Genomic DNA, 17,081 nt, shown 5'->3' on the forward strand with positions numbered 1-17,081 from the left:
CCACCCCACCCACCTCCCCCCCTTACCCCTCCCCCCCCCCCCCCCCCCCCCCCCCCCCCCCCCCCCCCCCCCCCCCCCCCCCCCCCCCCCCCCCCCCCCCCCCCGGGCCTCAATCCCCAGGCGGTCGTGCCGGGGGTAACCGGAAGGCAGAAGGCAGGAACAAGCTATGAGACAGGTCACGCGCAAAGGCCTGATCACCGTCGCGGCGGCCGGTGGCGTACTCGCCATGGGCGGCGGCTACGCGCAGGCGGACTCGGCCGCGGACGGAACGGCGTCGAACTCCCCGGGCGTGCTGTCCGGGAACAACGTCCAGGTCCCCGTGCACGTCCCGGTCAACGTCTGCGGCAACACCGTCGATGTCGTCGGGGTGCTGAACCCCGCCATGGGCAACAACTGCGCGAACGCGTCCGACGGCGGTCGCGGCTCGCACGGCGGCGGCTCCCAGGACGGCGGCTCGCACGGCGGCAAGGACCGCCCCGGAGGCAACGGCCCGCAGGGCGGGCACGGGGGCCACGGCGGCGGCTCGCACGCCGGGGGAGGCGCCGGCAACTCACCCGGTGTCGGCTCCGGCAACGTCATCCAGGTGCCGATCGACATCCCCGTCAACGTCTGCGGGAACAGCGTCGACATCGTCGGGGTGCTGAACCCCGCCTTCGGCAACGAGTGCGCGAACGACGCGGACACCCCCGCGCCGCCGCCCGAGAAGCCAGAGAAGCCCGGAGAGCCGGTCACCCCCGAGCCTCAGACGGACCGCGCCGTCCCGCCGTCCCCCAACCGCCCCGACACACAGGCCGTCGACCAGGAGGGCACCGAGGTGCTGGCCCAGACCGGCGCCGGCGGGCTCGGACTGGTCATCCCCGCGGGCGCGGCCCTGCTGCTCGCTGGCGGCGTCATCTACCGCCGCACCCGCGCCGCCGCGTAACACGGCCGGCGCGAGTAAGGCAGGTCTCCGGCCCGGTACGGCACGGGGCGGGTCTCCGCGGACAAGCGGGGACCCGCCCCGTCGCCGTTCACCAGGTGGCGCGTACCTGACGGATGATGCGCCGGCGCAGCCGCACTCTGCGACTGCCGTCCCGGTGGAGGCTCAGGCGGTCCATTTCCCAGTGTCCGTACTCGGCGTGGTCGGTCAGCAGGCGGGTCGCGTCGCTGCGGGACACCCCGCGCGGCACGTACACGTCGACAAATTCGTATTCCGGCATCGCATCTATTGTGCGGGCAGAGGCCCGGTACGGATAGCGTCTGCTCTATGTCTGATGCTGCGCAGCCCACGGCTGCCGAGGTACGTGCCGCCGCCGAGGCGGTCAAGGTCGCGCTGGACCGTCACCTCGCGGCGGTCGAACGCCGCACGGGGGAGGACGACCCGGCGGTCTCCGAGGCGTTCAACGCCCTTGCCACCGCGGCGGAGGCGTACGACGAGCGGCTCTACGACCTCTACGACGAGGTCACCCCCTTCGAGATCCCCGGCACGGACGACTCCCTGCCGCCCTACCGGGGCCCGGAGGAGCCGAACGCGCTCAGTGTGCTGATCCGCCGCGACTACGCGGTGGCCGAGCCGCGGCGGCTGCTCGCCCAGGCGCAGCGCATCGCCGATGTCGACGGGGACGCCGAGACCGTGGCGGTCGTCGGCGCCAGTGTGCACGCCGCTGTGGGCGTGCTCTTCGGCGAGTACGAACCCGACGAGATCGCGTCCCGGCACAAGGAGTTCGGCCTGGAGGAGGGCGACTCGACGCTGTGGGTGTCGGCTGCCGACGACCTTCCGGAGCCCGGCGAATGGCTCGGCGCCCCCTTCGAGCAGGCCGATCCGCAGCAGGTCGTCTGCCGCTTCGACGTCAGCTCGGTCTTCGACGAGGACGAATTCGACGGCTTCGGCGGCAGCCGCCCCGGGGACCTCGGTGACCTGGAGGAACAGGACGCCTGACGGCTCCGGCGCCCCGCGCCGCGACGGCCGTCGGCCCGCCCGCGAATCCCGTGGGCGGGCCGGCGGCCGTTCGGGTTACGGACCCCCGGTGCGCGCCGCTCGGTCGCACCGGTCACACGGCGGGCGTCAGCAGGACCTCCAGGAGCGTACGGAGCCGTGTCGTCCGTTCGGCGGCCGGAACCCCGGCCACCGCGTGCGCGAGCGCCTGGTCGACGCCGTGGACCACCGACAGATGGCGCTCGCCCCGGCCGAAGGCCGTGTACACCCAGGGCCGGTTCAGGCCCTGCGCCGCGTCGCCCGGCAGGACCACGACGGCGGCCGGCCACCGCATCCCCGCCGCCTGGTGCGCGGTCAGCGCCCAGCCGTGCCGTACGACCGATTCGACCAGCTCCCTCGGCACCACGACCGGCATCCCGTCGCAGTCGAGACGGAGCCCTTCCGCGTCCGCCGACACGACCGAGCCCGTCAGGGTCCGGCCCGGGGCGGGCACATAGGCGACCCGGTCGTCCGGGTCGAAACCGCCGAACCGGCCGGGACCGGGATTCAGCCGCTCCTTGAGCGCCGTGTTCAGCGCGCGTGTCCCCACCGCGCCACCATGCCCGACCGTGATCACCTGCGTCCGGCCCGACGGCACACCGATGGCGCGCGGCACCGAGTCGGCGACGAGCTGCACCGTACGGTGCACGGCCTCGCCCGCGTCCCGTACGGGCACGATCACGATCTCCTTGCCGGGGGCCTCGACCTGGTTCAGCTCACCGATGCCGATACCCGAGACCAGCTCGCCGAGCGGTCCGGGGTCCGGCGTCCGCGAGGCGATCTGGGGGCACACACGGGCCGCGAGCAGATCGGCGAAGACCCGCCCGGCGCCCGCCGACCACAGCACCCCGGGGTCGCCGGAGAGGACCAGCCGCGCGCCGTCGGGCAGCGACTCGACCAGCATCGTCGCGGTCTCCACGTCCAGTTGGGGCGCGTCGAGGACGAGGAGGAGGTCGAGGTCCAGCGCTCCGTCCGCGTCCCGTCCGGGCCCCTCCGTGCCGGCCAGCAGCCCGGCGACGGTCACGGCGCCCGCGCCCAGCCGGCGACGGCCGTTCTCGCTGTGGGCCGCGACGACCGGCCGCAGCCCGAGGGTGCGCACGGCCTCCGCCAGGGCCACCGGCTCGGCGCGTGCGGCCTCGCCGCCGGTGTGGGCCACCAGGCCGTGTCCGGCGACCGCGCGGATCAGCTCGCCCGCAGAGGGTGACGGGGCCTGCGCCGCCGCCTCGTCCCAGGACGCCGCCCGGACCGTCTTCACCAGCCGGGCCAGTCCGTCGGCGAGGCTCTCCTCGGCGAGTGCGTACCGGTCGAGCCCGAGCAGGACGGGCACGGCCGGACCGTCGGCGGCGCCGTCCTCCGACTCCCCGCCGGTCTCCTCGGCGCCGTCCTGGAACACCAGCACGGCGCCCTCCGCGATCGCGTGCCGGAGCGCCCGGTCGGGATCGGGCACCGACCGCTCCGCCAGGGCGGCCCGCACCGCCGGGAACGTGAGCGCGGTGTGCCCCCGCAGGGCGGCGCTCTCCAGCAGCCAGCCGACCAGCGCGGTGGCGCGCCGTTCGTCGCCGGGGCCGGCGCCGTCGCCGAGGAGGGCGCGGGCGAAACCGTCGGCCTGCTCGGGCCGGACACCGGGGACGGACAGCAGCAGCCACGGGTCCTCGCGCAGCGCGTCACCGGCCCGCTCCCCGAGCGTGGCGGCGACCTGCGGGCCCAGCGTCCGGGGGGCGCCGCCCTCGGCGAGCACGGCGGCGACGGCCGCGGCGGTCTCTGGAGCGGGCCCGGTGGCCCGGGGCGGATTCTGGGCCGGTACGGCGGGCCTGGCGGGCCCGGGAGCGACGACGGGGGCGGCAGGGCGGACAGGGGCCGCCTGGCCGCCCTCCATGGCCCGCACCGCGGCGAGCAGATCCGCCGCCTGCCCGCTGAGCTTGGCGCCCGCGGGGATGGGCCCCTCCTTCTCGGCCTTCCGCCGCGCGATCCGCTCACGCAACTCCCGCTGAGCGGCGATCTCCGCCTCGGCCTCGGACGGCTCCGCCACCCCCTGCCCCCCACCGGGCGCCGCTTTCCCACCCCCGGCGTCCCCGTCCCTCGGCGGGTTCGTTTCTCCGCTCGGTGGCTCGTCGTCGCCGGGTGCGGCCCTGGTTCCGGTCGGGTCCCCGGTGGGGTCGGCTGGGCGGTCCGCTCCGGGTACGCCGCCGTCTTCGTCGCCCGAGGGCGCGACCCCGTCCGGGGCCCCGTCCACGGCGTCGCCGTCCCCGGAGTGGTCCCGGCTCTCGGCAGGAGCCGTTCCGCCGGGTGCGCCCGCCTTTCCGGCTTCGTGGGGCGCACCTTCGCCGGCCCCGCCCGGAGTCGCGGGTGCGCCTTCGCCGGCCCCGCCCGGCGCCGGCGGCGACTCGGCCTCGCGGTCCTCGGCGGGGGATCCGGGGGTCGTCCCCCGGGAAGGCACAGTCACAGCGTGCTCCAGTCCTGATCGGGATAGCGGTGCACGGGCGCCGACACATCGTCGAGCGCCTGGCAGATCTCGTCCGGAAGCCTAAGGCTCTCCACTGACAGCGCGGCCGTGAGCTGCTGCGCGTTGCGCGCCCCGACGATCGGCGCGACCACGCCCGGCCGGTCCCTGACCCACGCCAGCGCCACCTCCAGCGGCGTCGTCGCCAGCCCCTCCGCCGCCGTCACCACCGCGTCCACGATGCGGCTCGCCGGCTCGTCGAGATACGGCTCCACGAACGGCGCCAACCGGTCCGAAGCGCCACGGGAGTCGGCGGGCGTCGAGTGCCGGTACTTGCCCGTCAGCACCCCCCGGCCCAGCGGCGACGACGGCAGCAGCCCGACCTCCAGGTCCACGGCGGCCGGCAGCACCTCGCGCTCCACGCCCCTTTGCAGCAGGGAGTACTCCATCTGTGTGCTGGCCAGCCGGGTCCGCACCCCGGGCGCGGCAAGCTGCCAGGTCGCCGCCTTGGCGAGCTGCCAGCCCGAGAAGTTCGACACCCCCGCGTATCTCGCCCGGCCGCTGCTCACGGCTATGTCGAGCGCCTGAAGCGTCTCCTCCAGCGGCGTCCCCGCGTCGAACGCGTGCAGCTGCCAGAGGTCGACATGGTCGGTCCCCAGCCGCTCCAGCGAGGCGTCCAGCGCGGAGAGCAGATGCCCGCGCGACCCGTTGAAGCGTCTGTACGGATCCGCCACGCTGCCCGCCTTGGTGGCGATCACCAGCTCGTGACGCGGCAGGAGTCTGTCCACGAGCTGCCCGAGCAGATACTCGGCCTCCCCGCCCCCGTACACGTCGGCGGTGTCGACGAGAGTGCCGCCCGCCTCCCAGAAAGCCTTCAACTGGTCGGCGGCGTCGTGCTCGTCGGTGTCGCGCCCCCAGGTCAGCGTGCCGAGTCCGATACGGGACACTCGCAGGCCGGTACGGCCGAGATGCCTCTGCTCCATGACCGCTGAGATTACTGGCCGTTGTCCCACTCGCAGTGAGCCTGTGGACAACCCGCCCCGGCGGCGGACGCCCGATGCCGCCCCTGACGGATGCCGGCACCACGCGCTAGAGTCCCGGCACAGGTACGTTACTGATCAGTAAGGGAGTGGTTATGCGGCTCGGCATCAATCTCGGCTACTGGGGCGCCGGCATGGACGGCGACAACCTCGCCGTCGCCCAGGAGGCCGACCGCCTCGGCTACGACGTGTGCTGGGCCGCCGAGGCGTACGGCTCCGACGTCCCCACCGTGCTGAGCTGGGTCGCCGCCCAGACCGAGAACATCGACGTCGGATCGGCGATCATGCAGATCCCGGCCCGTCAGCCCGCCATGACCGCGATGACCGCCGCCACGCTGGACTCCCTCTCCGGCGGCAGGTTCCGCCTCGGCCTCGGCGTCTCCGGACCGCAGGTCTCCGAGGGCTGGTACGGCGTGAAGTTCGACAAGCCGCTGGCCCGCACCCGCGAATACGTGGAGATCGTCCGCCGCGCGATGTCCCGTGAGCGGCTCTCCTACGAAGGCGAGCACTGGACCCTGCCGCTGCCCGACGGCCCCGGCAAGCCGCTCAAGCTCACGGTCCACCCCGAGCGCGAGCGCATCCCCCTCTACATCGCCGCGATCGGCCCCAAGAACCTGGAACAGACCGGCGAGATCGCCGACGGCGCCCTGCTGATCTTCCCGTCGGCCGAGCATCTCGAGGAGACGGCGCTCAGGCATCTGCGCGCGGGCCGCGAGAAGGCCGGACTGACCATGGACGGGTTCGACGTATGCCCGACCCTGCCGATCGCGCTGGGCGACGACATCGAGGCGCTGGCCGACATGTTCCGCCCGTACACCGCGCTCTACGTGGGCGGCATGGGCAGCCGGAAGCAGAACTTCTACAACCAGCTCGCCCGCCGCATGGGCTACGAGCGCGAGGCTGCGGAGATCCAGGACAAGTACCTGGACCGCGACAAGGACGGGGCCGCGGCTGCCGTACCGCACCAGCTGATCGACTCGACCACGCTGCTCGGCTCGGTGGAGCGGATCGCCGACCGGATGACGGCGTACGCGGCGGCCGGTGTCACGACGCTGACGCTCGCCCCCGCCGGCTTCACCCTCGACGAGCGGCTCGCGGCCCTGCGCGCGGGCACCGAGGCGCTGGAACTGGCCGGCCTCGTCACCTGAGCGCGCTCCCGCGCGGCTGGGAAGTCCGCGGCCGTGGTGGGGGCTCGGGGGTCTTCCCCGCCACGGCCGTCATGAAGGACAACGCCCCGCCCCTCCACCCGGTTACGCGTCCCCGCATACGTACGGACGTGCCCCTGGCTCTCGCTCCTTCGGCCGAGTCCGGGCCCTGAGCTGTTGCCTGTTCCCTCCGGTCGGATTTGACTCCTTGTGCGGGTGTCTGTGGGGACATCCTCCATGGAGGTGGCATTCGATGCTCTCGGCCCGAAGCCTGTTCGAGGAAATCCTCGACAACGACGACTCCTTCCGGCTCTTCTGCTCCATCGCGGCCAGCGGTGAGGCCCAGGGCGGCTGGGAGAACGGCCGTATCGCCGCGCTGGTGCCCGAAGGGATGCGGGATCTCGCACCCAAGATCACCCGGCACGGCGCCGACGAGGACAAACACGGGCGGATCTTCGACGCGCTGCTCAAGCGGCGCGGTCTGGAGCCGGTCGACGTCCCGCCCGCCACCGACTACACGATGCTGCTCGAACAGCGGGGCATCGGCCTCCCGCACGAGAAGCTGCGCCGGAACGACCCGCTGACCGAGCAGGACGTCGTCGTCTACCTCTGCCACAGCCGGGTGACCGAACAGCGTGCCGCCGACCAGATGGACATGCTGGTCAGGTACTTCGGCGACCACCCGCTCGTCGGCAACGCGATCAAGATCATCAGTGCCGACGAGGTCAACCATCTCGCCTACTGCCACGAGGAGCTGCTGCGTCTCGCGCGCCGGGGACACGGCCGCACCATCCACCGGGTGCTCCAGGAGAGCGCACGGGCCGAGATCCGGATCTACCGCGAAGTCAGCCTCGCCGTGATGGACCACATGGGCCGTGTCCTCGGCTGGCCCCGGGCCAAGTCGGCGCTGCTGAGGGCGGGGATCCACGGTCTGTACGCGGTGGAGCGGGCGGGCGGCTGGCGGCGGATGGTCAGCCTCTCGATGCCGGAGCGCCGCGACGCCCTGGGCGGCCCGGCCCCCGCCGCCGCGTTCTGACCCCGGGGCGGACCGGGAGCGCGACCCCCGGTCCGCCGGGACACCGGAGAGCCGCGGTCCGGGGCGGCTGCCCGGGACCCCGGCTGCCCGTCCGGCCGCGCGCCGTCAGAGCCAGCCGTTGCGTTTGAAGAGCCGGTGCAGGAACGTCACCGCGCCCGCCATCAGGATCAGCGCGCCCGGGTAGCCCCACACCTGGCCCAGCTCGGGCATGTGCTGGAAGTTCATGCCCCAGATCCCCGCGAGCAGCGTCGGTACGGCCGCCATCGCCGCCCAGGCCGAGATCTTGCGCATGTCGTCGTTCTGCCGGACGCCCATCTGCGCGAGATGCGCCGAGAGGATGTCCGACAGCAGCCGGTCTAGCCCTTCCACCTGTTCGTTGACGCGCGTCAGATGGTCGTCCACGTCCCGGAAGAACGGCTGCGACCGCTCATGGACGAACGGCACCCCGGAGCGCGTGAGCCGCGAGATGGGCGCCGCCAGCGGCCCCGCGGCCCGGCGGAACTCCAGCACCTGCCGCTTGAAGGTGTAGATCCGCTCCGCGGCCGGCTGGTCGCCCGCCTCGCGGCGCCGCCCCGAACCGCCCTCGGTGGGCGAGAAGACCTGCGACTCCAACTCCTCCAGGTCGACCTGGAGTTCGGAGCCGACATCGAGGTAGTGGTCGACCACCGCGTCACTGACGGCGTACAGGACCGCGGTGGGCCCGTGCTTGAGTACCTGCGGCTCCGACTCCAGCCGCCGGCGTACGGCGTGCAGGGGCGCGCCCTCGCCGTGCCGGATCGTCACCACGAACGAGTCGCCGACGAAGACCATCAGCTCACCACTGGAGACGGTGTCGTGCTCGGAGTCGTACACCACCGGCTTCAGCACCATGAACAGGGAGTCGTCGTAGACCTCCAGCTTGGGCCGCTGGTGCGCCTTGAGCGAGTCCTCCACGGCCAGCGGGTGCATCCCGAACTCTCCGCTGACCAGCTCGAACTCGTTCTCCGTCGGCTCGTGCAGCCCCACCCACAGGAAGGCGTTCCCCGACGCCCGCGCCTCGGCCAGGGCGTCGGACAGATCGGCGGGCCCGTCCGTACGGCGCCCGTCGCGGTAGATGGCACTGTCGACGATCACGCCCGACATTCTTCCCGGGCGGCGCGCTTTGACGCACCCCGACCGCGTCCGGACCCCGCCGCGTACCGCCCGGTGCCCGCTCTCCGGGCGGCGGCCACCTCCGTCACCGGAGCGTTTAGGCTGGCCGCCATGGCCACCCTGATCCTCGTACGGCACGGGCGTTCCACCGCCAACACCTCGGGCGTCCTCGCCGGCCGGACCCCCGGCGTCGCGCTGGACGAGCAGGGCGTCGCCCAGGCCGCCGCCCTGCCGGAACGGCTCGCGGGGCTGCCGCTCGCCGCCGTGGTCAGCAGCCCGCTCCAGCGCTGTCTGGAGACGGTCCGGCCACTGGTCGACGCCCGCCCCGGCATCGCGACGCACCAGGAGGACCGGATCAGCGAGTGCGACTACGGCGACTGGTCCGGCCGCAAGCTCGCCGAACTGGCCGACGAACCCCTGATGTCGGTCGTCCAGCGGCATCCCTCGGCCGCCGCGTTCCCTGGCGGTGAGTCGATGCGCGCGATGCAGGCCCGCGCCGTGGACGCCGTGCGCGACTGGAACGCGCGTGTCGAGGGGGAGCACGGCGAGGGCGCCTTCTTTCTGATGTGCTCGCACGGCGACATCATCAAATCCCTGGTGGCCGACGCGCTCGGCATGCATCTCGACCTCTTCCAGCGGATCCACGCCGATCCCTGTTCCGTCACCGCCATCAGATACACCCCGCTGCGTCCGTTCGTGCTGCGGCTCGGGGACACCGGGGACCTCGGTTCCCTGACACCGCGTGAGAACGGCGGGAGCGCAAAGCAGGACAGCGGTGGTACGGCGGTCGTGGGCGGTGGCAGCGGCGCGCCGTGATCTCCGCGCGCAGTAGGGTGGACGGGCCGTCCGTGCCACCCCGGAGCATTCGCTCTCCGGGCGCCCCCCGGCCCGCCCCATTCCGTCAATTCCCAAGGGAGACAGGACGTGTCCCGTCAGGTGTTCCTCTACGACCCGCCGGACCGCTTCGTGGCCGGTACGGTCGGGCTGCCTGGCCGCCGTACGTTCTTCCTCCAGGCATCCGCCTCGGGCCGCGTCACCAGCGTGGCCCTGGAGAAGACCCAGGTCGCCGCACTCGCCGAGCGGATCGATGAGCTGCTGGACGAGGTCGTGCGCCGTACCGGCGGCAACGCGCCGGTGCCCGCCGTGGCACCCACCGACGTCGCCGACGCCGCACCGCTCGACGCGCCCGTCGAGGAGGAGTTCCGGGTCGGCACCATGGCGCTGGCCTGGGACGGCGACGAACAGCGCATGATCGTCGAGGCCCAGGCCCTGGTCGAACTCGACGCCGACACCGACGAGGACCTCGCCGACGCCGAGGAGCGGCTGCTCCAGGACGAGGAGAACGGTCCGCCGATGCTCCGCGTCCGGCTGTCCGGCGCCCAGGCGAGGGCCTTCGCCAAACGTGCCCTGGACGTGGTCAACGCAGGCCGGCCGCCGTGCCCGCTGTGCAGTCTGCCGCTCGACCCGGAGGGACACGTATGTCCGCGCCAGAACGGATACCGCCGCGACGCATGAGCGTGACAGCGGTCGATCTGATCACCAGGGGCGAGCTGACGGTCCGCGGCCGGATCCGTGAGGCGTCCAACGCGGTCCTGCACTGCGCGGTGTCGTACGAGGGCGAGGAGGCCCTGTGCGTCTACAAGCCCGTCGCGGGGGAGCGGCCGCTCTGGGACTTCCCCGACGGGACGCTCGCCCGCCGAGAGGTGGCGGCGTACGAGATGTCCGAGGCGACCGGCTGGGGTCTCGTCCCGCCCACGGTGCTGCGTGACGGTCCGTACGGCGAGGGCATGTGCCAGCTGTGGATCGAGGCCGACGAGAGCGACGCGGCGCCCCAACTCCTCGCCCTTGTCGAGGAGGACGAGCCGGCCGACGGCTGGAAGGCGATCGGCTTCGCCGAGGTCGGCGAGGGCCGTACGGCGCTGCTGGTGCACGCCGACGACCCGCGGCTGCGGCGGCTCGCCGTCCTCGACGCGGTGATCAACAACGGCGACCGCAAGGGCGGCCATCTGCTGCCCGGGGCCGGTGGTCGGCTGTACGCGATCGACCACGGCGTCACCTTCAACGTGGACGACAAACTGCGCACCCTGCTCTGGGGCTGGGCGGGGGAGCCGCTGCCCGCCGAGGCGGTGACCGTGCTGGACCGGCTGGCCGGCGAAATGGCCGAAGGTACTCCGCTCACCACCCGGTTGGCCGAATTGATCACACCGGCCGAGACGGAGGCCGTCCGGTCCCGGGTACAGGAGATGCGCCGTACGGGACTTCATCCGAAGCCGTCCGGACAGTGGCCCGCGATCCCCTGGCCGCCGGTCTGACCGTCGGCCAGGCATCAACCGGGCGATCACGCAAGAGCGCCGAACCGGACAACAGGCCCGGTCCGGTTCGTATCCGGAACCAACGTCCGGTTACGCTCAGGACATGCATGCCTGGCCCGCTTCCGACGTCCCCGCCCTGCCCGGCAAGGGCCGCGACCTCCGGATTCACGACACGGCGACCGGTGGTCCCGTCACCCTCGCCCCCGGCCCCGTCGCCCGGATCTACGTCTGCGGCATCACGCCGTACGACGCGACGCACATCGGCCACGCGGCCACCTACAACGCGTTCGACCTCGTCCAGCGCGTGTGGCTCGACACCAAGCGGCAGATCGAGTACGTCCAGAACGTCACCGACATTGACGACCCGCTCCTGGAGCGGGCGGCGCGCGACGGCGAGGACTGGACCGGGCTCGCCGAGCGCGAGACCGCCCTCTTCCGTGAGGACATGACCGCGCTGCGGATGCTGCCCCCGCGGCACTACATCGGCGCGGTCGAGGCGATACCGGGCATCGTGCCGCTCGTGGAGCGGCTGTGCGACAGCGGCGCGGCCTACGTCCTGGACGGCGATGTCTACTTCTCCGTCGAGGCCGACCCGCACTTCGGCGAGGTCTCCGGTCTCGACGCCGAGGCGATGCGGCTGCTCTCGGCCGAGCGCGGTGGCGACCCCGAGCGGCCCGGCAAGAAGAACCCGCTCGACCCGATGCTCTGGATGGCCGCCCGTGAGGGCGAGCCGAGCTGGGACGGCGGCGGCCTCGGCCCCGGCAGGCCCGGCTGGCACATCGAGTGCGTGGCCATCGCGCTCGACCACCTCGGCATGGGCTTCGACGTCCAGGGCGGCGGCAGCGATCTCGCCTTCCCGCACCACGAGATGGGCGCCTCCCACGCACAGGCGCTGACCGGTGAGTACCCGTTCGCGAAGGTGTACGTGCACGCCGGGATGGTCGGGCTCGACGGCGAGAAGATGTCCAAGTCCAAGGGCAATCTGGTCTTCGTCTCCGCCCTGCGCCGCCAGGGCGTGGACCCGGCCGCCATCAGGCTCTCGCTGCTCGCGCACCACTACCGCGCGGACTGGGAGTGGACGGACCAGGTGCTGGAGGCCGCCGTGGCGCGGCTGGGGCGCTGGCGGGCCGCCGTGTCGCGGCCCGACGGCCCGCCGGCCGCGGACCTGGTGGAGGAGGTGCGCGAGGCGCTGTCGGACGATCTGGACGCTCCGGCGGCGCTGGCCGCGGTCGACCGCTGGGCCGCGCTTCAGGAGGCCACGGGCGGTACGGACGAAGGGGCGCCGGGAGTGGTGTCCCGCACGGTCGACGCCCTGCTGGGCGTCGCGCTGTAGCGGCTGACGGGTCCGCCGCCGGGCACCCGGCGGCGGATCCTGTTCCCGGTCGCCGGACGGTCCGCCCGGCGACCGGGAACAGGCGTGAGCGGGCGCGGGTACGGCCGGGCGCGCGCCTCGTCCGGCCGTCGCGCCCCGCCGTGGTCAGTCGTCCGAGGAGTCCTCGTCGTCACCCGGGCCGGCGTCCGGATCCTGCTTCCCGTCCGGCCCGGCACCCGGCCCCTTCTCCGGCCCGGCACCCGGATCGGGCCCCGGCCCCGGCCGCGGTGCCCGTGGCGGCCTGCCGCGTCCCGGACCCGACGTGTCACGCAGATACGTCCCCGAGCCCTCGCCGGTCTCCGTGGCGTGCCCGCCCGGCGTCTGGCCGGGACCGCCGTCGCGCCGGCGCAGATACCGCTCGAACTCCCGCGCGATGGCCTCGCCCGACGCCTCCGGCAGCTCCGCGGTGTCCCGCGCCTCCTCCAGCGACTGGACGTACTCCGCCACCTCGCTGTCCTCGGCGGCGAGTTGGTCCACCCCGAGCTGCCACGCCCGCGCGTCCTCCGCCAGCTCGCCCAGCGGGATCCGCAGCCCGATCAGATCCTCCAGCCGGTTCAGCAGGGCCAGCGTCGCCTTCGGGTTGGGCGGCTGCGAGACGTAGTGCGGTACGGCGGCCCACAGGCTCACCGCGGGCACACCCGCGTGCGTGCACGCCTCCTGGAGGATGCCGACGATGCCGGTCGGGCCCTCGTAGCGGGTCTCCTCCAGGTCCATCGTCCTGGCCAGGTCCGCGTCCGAGGTCACACCGCTGACCGGCACCGGACGGGTGTGCGGGGTGTCGCCGAGCAGCGCGCCCAGGATCACCACCATCTCCACGCCCAGCTCATGGGCGAAGCCCAGGATCTCGTTGCAGAAGGAGCGCCAGCGCATGGACGGTTCGATGCCCCGGACCAGCACGAGGTCGCGGGGTTTCTCCCCGCCGACCCGGACCACGGAGAGCCGGGTGGTGGGCCAGACGATCTTCCGTACGCCGCCGTCCAGCCAGACCGTGGGCCGGTTGACCTGGAAGTCGTAGTAGTCCTCGGCGTCGAGCGCGGCGAACACCTCGCCCTTCCACTCCCGGTCCAGATGCCCGACCGCCGTGGAAGCGGCGTCGCCCGCGTCGTTCCAGCCCTCGAACGCGGCCACCATGACCGGGTCGATCAGCTCGGGTACCCCCTCGAGCTCGATCACCCAGGCCTCCTTCCGAAGTGTTCTCTGAACGTACGGACCAACCTTACGGCTTATCAGCCGGCCGTCCGCAGCCCCCGTGCACGCGCGGGTGAACTTCCGCGCCGCTGGGCATGGCTGGGGGTGCCGCCGCGACGAACCGGAGAATTCATCCGAGCTGTGACCTCAAATTTCGTACCGCCCCTGGACGTTTACCCGTCAACGACGCTATACATCGGATGACCGAAGAGGTCCGATGTTCTTCTCAGGGGGCGTGCAGTGAGTCAGACCGTCACAGAGTTCGGGGTACACGACATCCGTTTCCCGACCTCGGAACAGCTCGACGGCTCGGACGCCATGAACCCGGACCCCGACTACTCCGCCGCCTACGTCGTGCTGCGCACCGACGACGGCGCCGAGGGGCACGGGTTCTGCTTCACCATCGGCCGGGGCAACGACGTACTCGCCGCGGCCATCGAGGCCCTGCGCCCGTACGTGCTCGGCCGCCCCGCGCCACGTACCGCCGCCGATCTCGCCGCGCTCCACATCGAGCTCACCCACGACTCGCAGCTGCGCTGGCTCGGCCCGGAGAAGGGCGTCATGCACATGGCCGCCGGCGCGGTCGTCAACGCGGCCTGGGACCTCGCGGCCAAGACGGCGGGGCTGCCGGTCTGGGAGTTCCTGGCCTCCATGACACCCGAGGAACTCGTCTCACTCGTCGACTTCCGCTACCTCACCGACGCCCTCACCCCGGCCGAGGCGCTGGAGATCCTGCGCGCCGCCGAGCCCGGCCGGGCCGAACGCGCCGCCAGACTGCGCGCCGAGGGCTACCCCGCGTACACCACGTCACCGGGCTGGCTCGGCTACTCCGACACCAAACTCGTCACCCTCGCCGAACAGGCCGTCGCCGACGGCTTCGAGCAGATCAAGCTCAAGATCGGCGGCGACCTGGACGACGACGTACGGCGCATGAAGCTCGCCCGCGCCGCGGTCGGCCCCGGCATCCGTATCGCCGTCGACGCCAACCAGCGCTGGGACGTGCCCGACGCGATCCGCTGGATGACCGCGCTCGCCCCGCACGAACCGCACTGGATCGAGGAGCCCACCAGCCCCGACGACGTCCTCGGCCACGCCGCCGTCCGGGCCGGACAGCCCGTCAAGGTCGCCACCGGCGAACACGGCGCCAACCGCGTCCTGTTCAAGCAACTGCTCCAGGCCGACGCCGTCGACTTCGTCCAGATCGACGCGGCACGTGTCGCCGGCGTCAACGAGAACCTGGCGATCCTGCTCCTCGCCGCGAAGTACGGCAAACCGGTCTGCCCGCACGCCGGCGGGGTCGGCCTGTGCGAACTGGTCCAGCATCTGGCGATGTTCGACTACGTCGCCGTCTCGGGCACCTGGGACGACCGCGTCATCGAGTACGTCGACCACCTCCACGAGCACTTCACCGACCCGGTGGTGATCGACTCGGGCCGCTACGTCGCACCCGCCGCTCCCGGCTTCTCCGCTCGCATGCGCCCCGAGTCCGTCGCCGCGCACCGCTACCCCGAAGGGCCCGTCTGGCAGGCCCGCCGCACCACCGAGGAGGTCAACTCATGACGGCAGCACACGGCACAGGCGACTTCACGGGCCTGGGCGCCCTCGTCACCGGCGGCGCCTCCGGCATCGGCGCGGCCGTCGCGACCCTGCTGCTGGCGCGCGGCGCACGCGTGGCCGTACTCGACCGCGACACGGCGTCCGCCCCCGCGGGCACCCTGGCACTCACGGCCGACGTCACGGACGACGACGCGGTCCGCACGGCGGTCGACACCGCCGCCGCCGAGTTCGGGGCCCTGCACACCGTCGTCTCCAACGCCGGGATCGGCGCCGTCGGCACCGTCACCGACAACGACGACGCCGAGTGGCTGCGGGTCATCGACATCAACGTCCTCGGCATGGTCCGCACCGCACGCCACGCACTGCCCCATCTGCGGCGCGCCGCCGCCGCCCGGCCCGGCCACGTCTCGATCACCCAGACCTGCTCCATCGCCGCCACGGCCGGGCTCCCGCAGCGCGCGCTCTACAGCGCGAGCAAGGGCGCCGTGTACTCGCTGACCCTCGCGATGGCCGCCGACCACGTCCGTGAGGGCATCCGCGTCAACTGCGTCAACCCCGGTACCGCGGACACCCCCTGGGTCGGCCGCCTGCTCGACCAGGCGTCCGACCCCGCGGCCGAACGCGCCGCCCTCGAAGCGCGCCAGCCCACGGGACGGCTGGTCGGCGCGGACGAGGTCGCCGCCGCGGTCGTCTATCTCGCGAGCCCCGCCGCGGCGGCCGTCACGGGCACGGCACTCGCGGTCGACGGCGGAATGCAGGGACTGCGCCTGCGCCCCGCCACCCCCTGAACCTGTGAGCTCTGAGCCGACACTCACCCAAGGACGGACAACCAATGCTGCGACACCCCGTGGGGCGATCCCCACGCACCACACTGCGTACGAGCGCCGCGGCCTGCGCCGCGCTGCTCGCCGTCACGGCCCTCGCGGGCTGCAACCGCGACTCGGGGAGCGGGAACGCCGACGGCGGCGGCAAGGTCGGGATCGACCTGCCGCGCAGTGACAGCGACTTCTGGAACTCCTACCAGCAGTACATCGAGTCCGGCGTCAAGGACGAGGGGATCGACGCCCTGTCAGTGACCAACTCGCAGAACGACATCGGCAAGCTCGTCTCCAACGTCCAGGCATTCACCGACCAGGGCGCCGAGGCCGTGGTCATGGCCCCGCAGGACACCGGCGCGATAGCCGAGACGCTCGCCAACCTGAACGAGAAGAAGATCCCGGTCGTCAGCGTCGACACCCGCCCCGACAAGGGCGACGTCTACATGGTCGTGCGGGCCGACAACCGCGCCTACGGCCAGAAGGCGTGCGAGTACCTCGGTGAGCAGCTCGGCGGCAAGGGCAAGGTCGCCGAGTTCCAGGGCGACCTCTCCTCCATCAACGGCCGCGACCGCTCGGAGGCGTTCAAGAGCTGCATGGACGAGAAGTTCCCGGACATCCAGGTGTTCGAGCTGGCCACCGAGTGGAAGGGCGAAGTCGCCTCCGCCAAGCTCCAGTCCACCCTCGCCGCCCACCCCGACCTCAACGGCATCTACATGCAGGCCGGCGGTGTCTTCCTCCAGCCCACGCTGGCGCTGCTGGAGCAGAAGAAGCTCCTCAAGCCGCCGGGGGAGAAGGGCCACATCACGATCATCTCCAACGACGGCATCCCCGAGGAGCTGGACGCGATCCGCGCGGGCAAGATCGACGCCACTGTCTCCCAGCCGGCCGACCTGTACGCCAAGTACGCCCTGTACTACGCGAAGGAGGCGCTGGCCGGGAAGACCCCGAAGGAGGGCCCGACCGACCACGACTCCAACATCATCAAGATCCCCAACGGATTCGAGGACCAGCTCCCGGCGCCGTTGGTGACCAAGGAGAACGTGGACGACGAGTCGCTGTGGGCCAACCAGCTGGAAAAGAAGAGCTGA

Annotated in this window: 16 protein-coding genes; 11 read left to right on the forward strand and 5 right to left on the reverse strand. The window is 72.6% G+C overall.

The genetic code is table 11. The features are described from left to right. The first annotated feature begins 166 nt into the window (after nucleotides 1-166). A complete protein-coding gene (locus ACZ61E_RS08445) occupies nucleotides 167-922 on the forward strand; it encodes a chaplin (RefSeq protein ID WP_469698710.1) in 756 nt (251 codons plus the stop codon). An 88-nt stretch (nucleotides 923-1,010) separates the two neighbouring features. On the opposite strand, the gene ACZ61E_RS08450 is transcribed toward ACZ61E_RS08445, so the two are convergent. Next, nucleotides 1,011-1,199, reverse strand: coding sequence for a DUF5703 family protein (locus tag ACZ61E_RS08450; protein ID WP_023542774.1), 189 nt, complete (start codon nucleotides 1,197-1,199; stop codon nucleotides 1,011-1,013). A 47-nt stretch (nucleotides 1,200-1,246) separates the two neighbouring features. On the opposite strand from ACZ61E_RS08450, the gene ACZ61E_RS08455 reads away from it, so the two are divergent. Beyond that, nucleotides 1,247-1,918, forward strand: a complete 672-nt coding sequence (locus ACZ61E_RS08455; protein WP_469698712.1) for a hypothetical protein — start codon at nucleotides 1,247-1,249, stop codon at nucleotides 1,916-1,918. A 112-nt stretch (nucleotides 1,919-2,030) separates the two neighbouring features. Here the strand turns inward: ACZ61E_RS08455 and ACZ61E_RS08460 are convergent, their stop codons facing one another. Both ACZ61E_RS08460 and ACZ61E_RS08465 read right to left on the reverse strand, forming a co-directional pair. Next, nucleotides 2,031-4,397 (reverse strand): helix-hairpin-helix domain-containing protein, encoded by a 2,367-nt coding sequence (locus ACZ61E_RS08460; RefSeq protein WP_469698714.1) that lies wholly within the window; start codon nucleotides 4,395-4,397, stop codon nucleotides 2,031-2,033. Further along, nucleotides 4,394-5,377, reverse strand: coding sequence for an aldo/keto reductase (locus ACZ61E_RS08465; protein ID WP_469698716.1), 984 nt, complete (start codon nucleotides 5,375-5,377; stop codon nucleotides 4,394-4,396). The genes ACZ61E_RS08460 and ACZ61E_RS08465 overlap by 4 nt, the downstream gene beginning before the upstream one ends. Before the next feature lie 152 nt (nucleotides 5,378-5,529). Between ACZ61E_RS08465 and ACZ61E_RS08470 the strand changes: the two genes are divergently transcribed. Next, nucleotides 5,530-6,582: an LLM class F420-dependent oxidoreductase gene (locus ACZ61E_RS08470; protein ID WP_469698717.1), complete on the forward strand. Its 1,053-nt coding sequence runs from the start codon at nucleotides 5,530-5,532 to the stop codon at nucleotides 6,580-6,582. A gap of 250 nt (nucleotides 6,583-6,832) precedes the next feature. Continuing rightward, the gene (locus tag ACZ61E_RS08475) at nucleotides 6,833-7,615 is read left to right on the forward strand and encodes a ferritin-like domain-containing protein (protein ID WP_469698719.1); all 783 of its coding nucleotides are present in this window, start codon (nucleotides 6,833-6,835) and stop codon (nucleotides 7,613-7,615) included. A 105-nt stretch (nucleotides 7,616-7,720) separates the two neighbouring features. Here ACZ61E_RS08475 and ACZ61E_RS08480 read toward each other — a convergent pair whose 3' ends face one another. Beyond that, nucleotides 7,721-8,737, reverse strand: a complete 1,017-nt coding sequence (locus ACZ61E_RS08480; RefSeq protein ID WP_469698720.1) for a magnesium and cobalt transport protein CorA — start codon at nucleotides 8,735-8,737, stop codon at nucleotides 7,721-7,723. Between the two features lie 120 nt (nucleotides 8,738-8,857). Between ACZ61E_RS08480 and ACZ61E_RS08485 the strand changes: the two genes are divergently transcribed. From ACZ61E_RS08485 to mshC, 4 genes are all read left to right on the forward strand, one after another. Then, nucleotides 8,858-9,562 carry a histidine phosphatase family protein gene (locus tag ACZ61E_RS08485; RefSeq protein ID WP_469698721.1) on the forward strand — a complete coding sequence of 235 codons (705 nt, stop codon included), beginning with the start codon at nucleotides 8,858-8,860 and terminating at the stop codon, nucleotides 9,560-9,562. A gap of 108 nt (nucleotides 9,563-9,670) precedes the next feature. Then, the gene (locus ACZ61E_RS08490; protein WP_078078138.1) at nucleotides 9,671-10,261 is read left to right on the forward strand and encodes a DUF3090 domain-containing protein; all 591 of its coding nucleotides are present in this window, start codon (nucleotides 9,671-9,673) and stop codon (nucleotides 10,259-10,261) included. Beyond that, a complete protein-coding gene (locus tag ACZ61E_RS08495) occupies nucleotides 10,225-11,058 on the forward strand; it encodes an SCO1664 family protein (RefSeq protein ID WP_469698723.1) in 834 nt (277 codons plus the stop codon). Before ACZ61E_RS08490 ends, ACZ61E_RS08495 begins: the two co-directional genes overlap by 37 nt. A gap of 103 nt (nucleotides 11,059-11,161) precedes the next feature. After that, nucleotides 11,162-12,391 (forward strand): cysteine--1-D-myo-inosityl 2-amino-2-deoxy-alpha-D-glucopyranoside ligase, encoded by a 1,230-nt coding sequence (mshC, locus tag ACZ61E_RS08500; RefSeq protein WP_469698724.1) that lies wholly within the window; start codon nucleotides 11,162-11,164, stop codon nucleotides 12,389-12,391. 144 nt (nucleotides 12,392-12,535) lie between these two features. Here the strand turns inward: mshC and ACZ61E_RS08505 are convergent, their stop codons facing one another. Next, the gene (locus ACZ61E_RS08505) at nucleotides 12,536-13,603 is read right to left on the reverse strand and encodes a PAC2 family protein (RefSeq protein WP_469698726.1); all 1,068 of its coding nucleotides are present in this window, start codon (nucleotides 13,601-13,603) and stop codon (nucleotides 12,536-12,538) included. Nucleotides 13,604-13,858: 255 nt separating this feature from the next. On the opposite strand from ACZ61E_RS08505, the gene ACZ61E_RS08510 reads away from it, so the two are divergent. Genes ACZ61E_RS08510 through ACZ61E_RS08520 form a run of 3 tightly spaced genes read left to right on the forward strand, consistent with a single transcriptional unit; the run spans nucleotide 13,859 to nucleotide 17,081 of the window. After that, entirely contained in the window at nucleotides 13,859-15,178 is a 1,320-nt protein-coding gene (locus ACZ61E_RS08510; RefSeq protein WP_469698728.1) for an enolase C-terminal domain-like protein, read from the forward strand. Then, nucleotides 15,175-15,963, forward strand: coding sequence for an SDR family NAD(P)-dependent oxidoreductase (locus ACZ61E_RS08515; protein WP_469698729.1), 789 nt, complete (start codon nucleotides 15,175-15,177; stop codon nucleotides 15,961-15,963). The genes ACZ61E_RS08510 and ACZ61E_RS08515 overlap by 4 nt, the downstream gene beginning before the upstream one ends. Nucleotides 15,964-16,007: 44 nt before the next feature. Next, complete coding sequence (locus ACZ61E_RS08520) at nucleotides 16,008-17,081, forward strand: sugar ABC transporter substrate-binding protein (protein WP_469698731.1); 1,074 nt, start codon at nucleotides 16,008-16,010, stop codon at nucleotides 17,079-17,081.

Source organism: Streptomyces sp. NPDC104581, from assembly GCF_055583685.1.

What these genes read in the sequence shown, in the direction of transcription:
- ACZ61E_RS08445 (WP_469698710.1), top strand. Translation starts at nt 167, where the DNA reads ATGAGACAGGTCACGCGCAAAGGCCTGATCACCGTCGCGGCGGCCGGT.
- ACZ61E_RS08450 (WP_023542774.1), bottom strand. Translation starts at nt 1,199, where the DNA reads ATGCCGGAATACGAATTTGTCGACGTGTACGTGCCGCGCGGGGTGTCC.
- ACZ61E_RS08455 (WP_469698712.1), top strand. Translation starts at nt 1,247, where the DNA reads ATGTCTGATGCTGCGCAGCCCACGGCTGCCGAGGTACGTGCCGCCGCC.
- ACZ61E_RS08465 (WP_469698716.1), bottom strand. Translation starts at nt 5,377, where the DNA reads ATGGAGCAGAGGCATCTCGGCCGTACCGGCCTGCGAGTGTCCCGTATC.
- ACZ61E_RS08470 (WP_469698717.1), top strand. Translation starts at nt 5,530, where the DNA reads ATGCGGCTCGGCATCAATCTCGGCTACTGGGGCGCCGGCATGGACGGC.
- ACZ61E_RS08475 (WP_469698719.1), top strand. Translation starts at nt 6,833, where the DNA reads ATGCTCTCGGCCCGAAGCCTGTTCGAGGAAATCCTCGACAACGACGAC.
- ACZ61E_RS08480 (WP_469698720.1), bottom strand. Translation starts at nt 8,737, where the DNA reads ATGTCGGGCGTGATCGTCGACAGTGCCATCTACCGCGACGGGCGCCGT.
- ACZ61E_RS08485 (WP_469698721.1), top strand. Translation starts at nt 8,858, where the DNA reads ATGGCCACCCTGATCCTCGTACGGCACGGGCGTTCCACCGCCAACACC.
- ACZ61E_RS08495 (WP_469698723.1), top strand. Translation starts at nt 10,225, where the DNA reads ATGTCCGCGCCAGAACGGATACCGCCGCGACGCATGAGCGTGACAGCG.
- mshC (WP_469698724.1), top strand. Translation starts at nt 11,162, where the DNA reads ATGCATGCCTGGCCCGCTTCCGACGTCCCCGCCCTGCCCGGCAAGGGC.
- ACZ61E_RS08515 (WP_469698729.1), top strand. Translation starts at nt 15,175, where the DNA reads ATGACGGCAGCACACGGCACAGGCGACTTCACGGGCCTGGGCGCCCTC.
- ACZ61E_RS08520 (WP_469698731.1), top strand. Translation starts at nt 16,008, where the DNA reads ATGCTGCGACACCCCGTGGGGCGATCCCCACGCACCACACTGCGTACG.